Annotated in this window: 8 protein-coding genes; 6 read left to right on the top strand and 2 right to left on the bottom strand. The window is 69.4% G+C overall.

Features of this window, described 5'->3' with window-relative positions:
• From ACFYRY_RS32910 to ACFYRY_RS32900, 3 genes are all read left to right on the top strand, one after another.
• The coding region (locus ACFYRY_RS32910) for an RNA-guided endonuclease InsQ/TnpB family protein (protein ID WP_389153877.1) at positions 1 to 516 on the top strand (516 nt) is incomplete at its 5' end.
• A 287-nt stretch (positions 517 to 803) separates the two neighbouring features.
• Positions 804 to 1,625 (top strand): SAM-dependent methyltransferase, encoded by an 822-nt coding sequence (locus tag ACFYRY_RS32905; RefSeq protein ID WP_389153874.1) that lies wholly within the window; start codon positions 804 to 806, stop codon positions 1,623 to 1,625.
• A 251-nt stretch (positions 1,626 to 1,876) separates the two neighbouring features.
• On the top strand, positions 1,877 to 2,941 hold the full coding sequence (locus ACFYRY_RS32900) for a HoxN/HupN/NixA family nickel/cobalt transporter (protein WP_389153946.1): 1,065 nt from the start codon (positions 1,877 to 1,879) through the stop codon (positions 2,939 to 2,941).
• A 210-nt stretch (positions 2,942 to 3,151) separates the two neighbouring features.
• Here the strand turns inward: ACFYRY_RS32900 and ACFYRY_RS32895 are convergent, their stop codons facing one another.
• The gene (locus ACFYRY_RS32895; RefSeq protein WP_389153872.1) at positions 3,152 to 4,231 is read right to left on the bottom strand and encodes an endonuclease/exonuclease/phosphatase family protein; all 1,080 of its coding nucleotides are present in this window, start codon (positions 4,229 to 4,231) and stop codon (positions 3,152 to 3,154) included.
• A gap of 23 nt (positions 4,232 to 4,254) precedes the next feature.
• The gene (locus ACFYRY_RS32890) at positions 4,255 to 4,617 is read right to left on the bottom strand and encodes a hypothetical protein (protein ID WP_389153869.1); all 363 of its coding nucleotides are present in this window, start codon (positions 4,615 to 4,617) and stop codon (positions 4,255 to 4,257) included.
• A gap of 86 nt (positions 4,618 to 4,703) precedes the next feature.
• On the opposite strand from ACFYRY_RS32890, the gene ACFYRY_RS32885 reads away from it, so the two are divergent.
• From ACFYRY_RS32885 to ACFYRY_RS32875, 3 genes are all read left to right on the top strand, one after another.
• Positions 4,704 to 5,399, top strand: a complete 696-nt coding sequence (locus ACFYRY_RS32885) for a response regulator transcription factor (RefSeq protein ID WP_389153866.1) — start codon at positions 4,704 to 4,706, stop codon at positions 5,397 to 5,399.
• Entirely contained in the window at positions 5,392 to 6,552 is a 1,161-nt protein-coding gene (locus tag ACFYRY_RS32880) for a sensor histidine kinase (protein WP_389153863.1), read from the top strand. Before ACFYRY_RS32885 ends, ACFYRY_RS32880 begins: the two co-directional genes overlap by 8 nt.
• Before the next feature lie 123 nt (positions 6,553 to 6,675).
• Positions 6,676 to 7,410, top strand: a complete 735-nt coding sequence (locus ACFYRY_RS32875) for a phosphotransferase family protein (protein ID WP_389153860.1) — start codon at positions 6,676 to 6,678, stop codon at positions 7,408 to 7,410.
• The last annotated feature ends 8 nt before the right edge of the window (positions 7,411 to 7,418 follow it).

The raw sequence follows: 7,418 nt of genomic DNA, 5'->3' as shown, positions 1-7,418 counted from the left end.
AAGAAGCGGCGCCGCAAGGAGGCCCGTAGGGCCAAGGACATCAACCACAAGATCGCGAAACATGTGGTGGCCGAGGCAGAACGCACCGGTCGCGGGATCGCCCTGGAGGACCTGACGGGTATCCGCGAACGGGTACGGCTTCGCAAGCCCCAACGGGCCACCCATTCCAGCTGGGCCTTCGCCCAGCTGGGGCAGTTCATCGCGTACAAGGCCAAGAAGGCGGGGGTGCCGGTGGTGTACGTCGATCCGGCGTACACCTCCCGCACCTGCGCCGAATGCGGGCACATCGACAAGGCGAACCGGGTCTCCCAGGCCTGGTTCGCGTGCCGGAACTGCGGATTCGTTGATCACGCGGACCGGAACAGCTCCCGCAACATCCGTGCCAGAGCATGGGAGTTGTGGCGACGCGGGGCGCCGTCAACCGCCCCAGACCCACCTCCCGAACCGGAGCGTGCCACAGGACGCAAACGCAGCACCACAGCCAGTGGCGCCCGTTGTGCAAGCCCGGAACTTTAGTCCCGGGTCGTTGACCAGGTACTTGTTGATACCGATGTCGGTGGCCACGGTGACCGCCCAGGCGGTCGCGCAGTTCGAGTAGAAGCCGAGGATGTCGCATTGGTGAACGGGGCGACTGCGAGGGGGCATTGGCGAACCGATGCGGTGAGGGCACCGACCGAGGCGCCACAGGTATGGCCAAAACTCCACCGTCCGTAACGGTGATCTTTACCGAACTTCGCTTCGGTCACGGCAGGTTGACCTACGTTGGGCTCTGATCAACCCTGACGAGCCACAGGAGACCCGCAGTGTCCGACGCCGCCCCCAAGGCAACCACCGCTACCGAGCAGCCCGCCCGGATCGACACCTCGAAACCGCACTCCGCCCGCTTCTGGAACTACTTCGTCGGCGGCAAGGACCACTACGAGGTCGACCAGCAGATCGGGGACGAGATCAAGGAGATCTTCCCCGGTCTCGTCGACGTGGCGGTCACGAGCCGGCACTTCCTGGGGCGTGCCGTCCGCCACCTGGCGGGCACCCAGGGCTTACGTCAGTTCCTGGACGTCGGCACCGGTCTGCCGACCGCCGACAACACCCATGAGGTGGCCCAGCGCGTGGCGCCGGACGCGCGGATCGTGTACGTCGACAACGACCCCGTCGTGCTGGCCCACGCCCATGCCCTGCTCACCAGCACCCGGGAAGGCAGGACCGCCTACCTGGACGCCGACCTGTACGAGCCCGAGGCCGTCCTGGAGGCCGCCGCCCGCACCCTCGACCTCTCCCAGCCGACCGCCCTGATGATCCTCAACACACTCGGTCACGTCGCCGACCACGCCCAGGCCCGCGACCTCGTGCGCCGGCTCATGGCGGGGCTGCCCTCGGGCAGTTACCTGGTGATCAGCGACAGTACCTCCACCAGCCCGGGCATGATCGCCGCGTCCGAGGCCTACAACGCGAGCGGCGCGGTGCCCTACCACGTACGGTCCGTCGCGGAGATCACCGGTTTCTTCGACGGCCTCGACCTGGTGGACCCCGGCGTCGTCCAGGTGACCGAGTGGCGCCCCGAGTCCGACGACCCGGCCGGCCGGGTCGCGGTCGACGCCTACTGCGGGGTGGGCCGCAAGCCCTGATCGGCCGGGGGCGGCGGGCGCGGTCCGGCGACGGAATCCGGGCGTGGGGCCGGCCCGGACCGAAACCGGACCCGGCCTTTACCGCTCGCTGGTTGTACTTGCAAGGTGTTCGCATCAGCCTGGGACGTGCGGCTGGAACCAGCCGCACGTCGACGAGTGAGGCCCGCGTCCCCATGAGCACCGCTGCAGATCCCGCCCGCCGTACACCGACCGGCGGACGCGGGGTCTCGTGGCACCGCATCCGTACGTCGATGACCCGCGAGGAGTGGGCGAGCCTCGGCGGGATGGCCGCGTTCGTCGTGGCGCTGCACGTCATCGGCTGGTTCACGCTGGTGGCGGTGGTCGCCCCCGAGCACTACAGCCTGGGGACGAAGACCTTCGGCGTCGGCATCGGCGTCACCGCGTACACCCTGGGCATGCGGCACGCCTTCGACGCCGACCACATCGCGGCCATCGACAACACGACACGGAAGCTGATGAACGACGGGCAACGCCCGCTCTCCGTCGGCTTCTGGTTCTCGCTCGGCCACTCCAGCATCGTCTTCGCGCTCTCCTTCCTGCTCTCCCTCGGCGTCAAGGCGCTGGCCGGTCCGGTGGCCGACGACGGCTCCTCCCTGCACAGCGTCACCGGCTGGGTCGGCACGACCGTCTCGGGGACCTTCCTGTACGTCATCGCCGTCATCAACCTGGTGATCATGGCGGGGATCTGGAAGGTGTTCCGGCAGATGCGCTCCGGCCACTTCGACGAGGCGGCCCTGGAGGAACAGCTCGACAAGCGGGGCTTCATGAACCGCATCCTCGGCCGTCTGATGAAGTCGATCACCAAGCCCTGGCAGATGTACCCGCTGGGGCTCCTCTTCGGCCTCGGATTCGACACCGCGACCGAGATCGCGCTCCTCGTCCTGGCCGGCTCGGGCGCGGCCTCCGGGCTGCCCTGGTACGCGATCCTGTGCCTGCCCGTCCTCTTCGCGGCCGGCATGTCGCTGCTCGACACGATCGACGGCTCGTTCATGAACTTCGCCTACGGCTGGGCGTTCTCCAAGCCGGTCCGCAAGGTCTACTACAACCTCACCATCACCGGGCTGTCCGTCGCCGTCGCCCTCATCATCGGCACCGTCGAACTGCTGGGCCTGGTCGCGGAGAAGGCCGGCCTGCACGGCCCCTTCTGGGACTGGGTCCTGGGACTGGACCTCAACGTCGTCGGCTACGTCATCGTCGGCCTGTTCTTCGCCACCTGGGCCGTCGCCGTGCTGGTCTGGAAGTACGGCCGGATCGAGGAGAAGTGGACGGCGGACCTGCAGAGCCCCGCCAAGTGAAGGGAGGAACCGGCCTCGCTCCGGGGCTGGGCGCGGACCCACGGCCACCAGGCCGCCGACCGGGACACCCCGGCGAAGACCGTCCTGGACGCGTACACGGCCGTCCACCGCACCACCACGTCGGCGAAGGCGAGTCGCTGGCCACCAAGCCCTCACCGTCGACGGCCAGTACCGCCTCGACCAGGTACTGCGCCGGCCGTCATGCGGTGGTCACCAGCTGATTCCGGCCGCCACCGGAAGGTGGTCACTGCCCGTGGCCGGCAGCGACCACGAGCTGTCCGGCTTCACGCCGCGGACCAGGATCTGGTCGATCCGCACCACCGGGAACCTCGCCGGCCAGCTGAAGCCGAAGCCATCCCCGGCCGCGTCCTGGGCGGAGCGCAGCTGCGAGGTGAGGTCGGCGAACGCGCGGTCGTCCAGGGTGCCGTTCAGGTCGCCGAGCAGCACCACCCGCTCGTTCCGCTCGGCCGCGATCGCCTTGCCGAGCGCCTGCGCGCCCCTGTCCCGCGAGTCCGTCCAAAAGCCGGCCCCAGGGGTCACCCGTGCGGACCCCAAGTGGGCCACATACACAGCCAGCGGACCCCGGTCCGTGGCCACCGTGGTGCGCAGCGCCCGGTTGTAGGCCATCTTGACGTCGACCGGTTTGGTGTCCGCCAGTGGCCCGTAGTCCATCTTGATGTCGACCGGCCGGGTGTCCGACAGCGGCAGCTTGCTCCACAACCCGACCGTGCCCTGCACCGTGTGGTACGGATACGCCTTCGCCAACTCCTTCTCGTACGTGCCCCTGGCCTGCTGGGCCAGCTCCTCCAGTGCCAGCACGTCCGCACCGGAGGCGGCCAGGTCGCGGGCCGTGCCGACCGGGTCGGGGTTGTCGGCGCCGACGTTGTGGCTGGCCACCGTGAGGTCGCTGCCCGGGTGGGACTTGTCGCCGAGCAGCCCGCCGAAGAGGATCAGCCACACCGTGACCGGCAGCAGCAACGCGGCCACCGCACAGGCCGAGCGGCGCCAGAGCGCCCCGGCCAGCAGCACCGGGATGAACAGGCCGAACCATGGCAGGAAGGTCTCCACCAGGCTGCCGAGGTTCCCGGTCCGGTTCGGGATCTTCGCGTGCAGCAGCATGAGCAGGCCCAGCAGCAGCGCCAACGCCGCGAGCACGAGGCCGCGCTTCCAGGGCCCCGGCCGGAAGCCGATGAGGATCGTCCGGCGGATGTCCGCGCGCCAGGTACCGGAGCCGGTGTCCTGGCGACCGGCGCCGCCCTGTCCGGTCGCCGCCGTGTCCACCTGCGCCATCGTCCGGCCTCGCTCACTGCCGGTCACTGCTGCGGCCTCGGGTCCTGGATGGGGTCTGCGTACGTGCGCGGGCAGTGACGTTCGATCGCACGGGTGCGCAGTTCGTACGCGGAGACCGCCGCGCGAAGAAGCTGGGCCACCGCCCACATCGCGTCATCGACGACCGTCACACCGTCGGGGACGACACCGCCGGCCTCGCCGAACGCACCGAGGTGCCCACGGCGAGGAGCATGCGAGGGTGACGCGCCCGAAGAGGACGGGGGCTTCGCCACCTGGTGGCCGAGGGCCGCGGTGATCACCGACAGGACGACCGGCAGGCCGACGTCAGGGAGCCGACGGATCCGGCGGCGGTCTGTTGTTCGTGCCGACGGTGGAGTTCGAGTCATGCCGTCAGTCAAGGCGGCGCGGTGTTGCCGGCCTGTATCCGGTTTTCGATACGCCGACGATATGTGTCGGCTCGTAGCCTCGGAGCATGCGTGTGCTGATCGTCGAGGACGAGCCCTATCTCGCGGAAGCCATCCGCGACGCCCTGCGTCTGGAAGCGATCGCGGCCGACATCGCGGGTGACGGTGTCACCGCTCTGGAAGCGCTGAGCATCAACGCCTACGACATCGCCGTCCTCGACCGCGACGTCCCCGGGCCGTCCGGTGACGAGATCGCCGAGCACATCGTCTCCTCGGGCAGCGGCATGCCGATCCTCATGCTCACCGCCGCCGACCGGCTCGACGACAAGGCCTCCGGGTTCGGGCTCGGAGCCGACGACTACCTCACGAAGCCGTTCGAACTGCGAGAACTCGTGCTCAGGCTCAGAGCACTCGACCGCAGACGCGCCCACAACCGGCCTCCCGTGCGAGAGATCGCAGGTCTGCGGCTGGACCCGTTCCGCAGAGAGGTGTACCGGGACAGCCGCTATGTCGCGCTGACCAGAAAACAGTTCGCAGTGCTGGAAGCCCTCGTCGCTGCCGAAGGCGGTCTCGTCAGCGCCGAAGAACTCCTGGAACGCGCCTGGGACGAGAACGCCGACCCGTTCACCAACGCCGTACGCATCACCGTCTCGGCACTGCGCAAACGGCTCGGCGAACCCTGGATCATCGCCACCGTGCCGGGCGTCGGCTACCGCATCGACACGCGACCGGAGGCCGGGCACGAGGGCGGCGAGCGTGGATAGGGCACCTGGGTTGAGCGTTCGCCTCAAACTCACCCTCAGCTACGCCGGGTTCCTCATGCTGGCCGGCGCCCTGCTGCTCGCGGCGGTGTGGGTGTTCCTCCTCCGCTACGTCCCCGACCGCGCGATGCTCATCAACCCCGACGACAAGCCCACGGGTGGCGTCTTTCCCGTCCGGTCCGCTCTCCTGGGTGTTTTCGCTCCGAGGGCAGCCGCGGTCCTGGCGTTCCTGCTGGTGTTCGGCCTCGTGGGAGGGTGGATCCTCGCCGGCCGGATGCTCGCCCCGCTGACCCGGATCACCAACGCCACCCGCAAGGCCGCGAACGGATCACTCTCCCACCGGATCCGGCTCCCGGGCCGCAAGGACGAGTTCCGCGAACTCGCCGACGCCTTCGACGCGATGCTCGTACGGCTCGAAGCACACGTCGCCGAACAGCAGAGATTCGCCGCCAACGCCTCTCACGAGTTGCGCACCCCGCTGGCGATCTCGAAGGCGCTTCTCGACGTGGCCCGCGCCGATCCGAACCGCGACGCCGGCGAAGTCATCGACCGCCTCCACACCGTCAACACCCGGGCGATCGACCTCACTGAAGCACTGCTCCTGCTCAGCCACGCCAACCAGAGGTCCTTCACCCGAGAACGTGTCGACGTGTCCCTGCTCGCGGAGGAGGCCACCGAGACACTCCTTCCCCTCGCCGAGAACCACGACGTCACCATCGAGACCTCCGGTGACATCACCCCCACGATCGGATCGCAGGCGCTCCTGCTGCAGCTGACCACGAACCTCGTGCACAACGCGATCGTCCACAACCTGCCCGAACAGGGCACCGTGTGGGTCAACACCAGCGTTCGCCCCAGGACTGTGGTGCTCACCGTCGAGAACACCGGTGAGAAGCTCACTCCAGAGCTGGTTTCGACCCTCACCGAACCGTTCCAGCGCGGCACCGAGCGCGTACACGCCGACCACGCAGGCGTCGGCCTCGGCCTGGCCATCGTCAAGACCATCACCCACGCACACGACGGAACACTCACCCTCACCCCGCGGGCCGCCGGCGGGATCCACATCGCTGTGGAACTCCCCACGACAGCCCCGCGCGCCGACGGACGAGCTGACCCGGACCGATCCACGAAAAGCCCGAACACCACCGAGTCATGACTCGCTCCGTGATCCCGCGACGCGCGCGTGCCTCAGCTGTCCGGAGAGGCCGCTGCTGAGGTCGACGCCGGTCAGATCGCAGCTCGCGTCCCACAACCGCGCTGCGACGGAGGGCTCGGCGAGGTGGTTCCACACCGGTTCACGGCGGGGCTTGAACAGGCAGCCGAGCAACAACCGGCCGACCCGAGTGAGGAGCTCGCTCGGCACCCTGCCGCGGCGAGCGCCGGCGACGCCGCACTGGCCGCCGAGTTCGCCACCGACGACACCTTCCACGCGCTGCGCGTCGAGCCGTACCTGCTGGCCACCGCCGCCGCACACCCCGGCCTGGGCGACATCCTCCGGGGCCTCGCCGACCGTACGGCCGCGACGCACCTGGTCCTGGTGCACGGTGACGTCAGTCCCAAGAACATCCTCGTCGGACCCGCCGGGCCCGTGCTGCTGGACGCCGAGTGCGCCTGGTACGGAGACCCGGCCTTCGACCTCGCGTTCTGCGTCAACCATCTGCTGCTCAAGAGCCTGGTGGTGCCCGGGTGCCGCGCCGATCTCCTACGGTCCGCCCGGGCGCTGACCGAGGAGTACGTCCGGTGCGTCGACTGGGAGCCCCGGCCGGCCCTTGACGCGCGGGCCGCGTCACTGCTGCCGGCGCTGCTGCTCGCGCGGGTGGACGGCAAGTCCCCCGTGGAGTACCTCACGGACGAACGGCACCGGCGGTTCGTACGCACCATGGCATCGTCCCTGCTCAGGGCGCCCGCCCCTACCGTGGCGGACGTCCTGGACAGCTGGGCGGCCGAGCTGGGGCCCTCGACCGAGTTGGGCGACCGCCCCTGGCCAATGACCGACGCGACCGGCGTCGGCTGACCGCCCCG

It is taken from the genome of Streptomyces sp. NPDC005263 (genome assembly GCF_042872365.1).
Taxonomy (GTDB): Bacteria; Actinomycetota; Actinomycetes; order Streptomycetales; family Streptomycetaceae; genus Streptomyces.
The sequence above is the reverse complement of the archived record's forward strand: the minus strand, read 5'-3'. Positions and strand labels throughout refer to the sequence as shown.

Bases quoted from the DNA above. Each gene is read 5' to 3' on its own strand.
- ACFYRY_RS32900 (WP_389153946.1), top strand. From the start codon at position 1,877: ATGACCCGCGAGGAGTGGGCGAGCCTCGGCGGGATGGCCGCGTTCGTC.
- ACFYRY_RS32895 (WP_389153872.1), bottom strand. From the start codon at position 4,231: ATGGCGCAGGTGGACACGGCGGCGACCGGACAGGGCGGCGCCGGTCGC.
- ACFYRY_RS32890 (WP_389153869.1), bottom strand. From the start codon at position 4,617: ATGACTCGAACTCCACCGTCGGCACGAACAACAGACCGCCGCCGGATC.
- ACFYRY_RS32885 (WP_389153866.1), top strand. From the start codon at position 4,704: ATGCGTGTGCTGATCGTCGAGGACGAGCCCTATCTCGCGGAAGCCATC.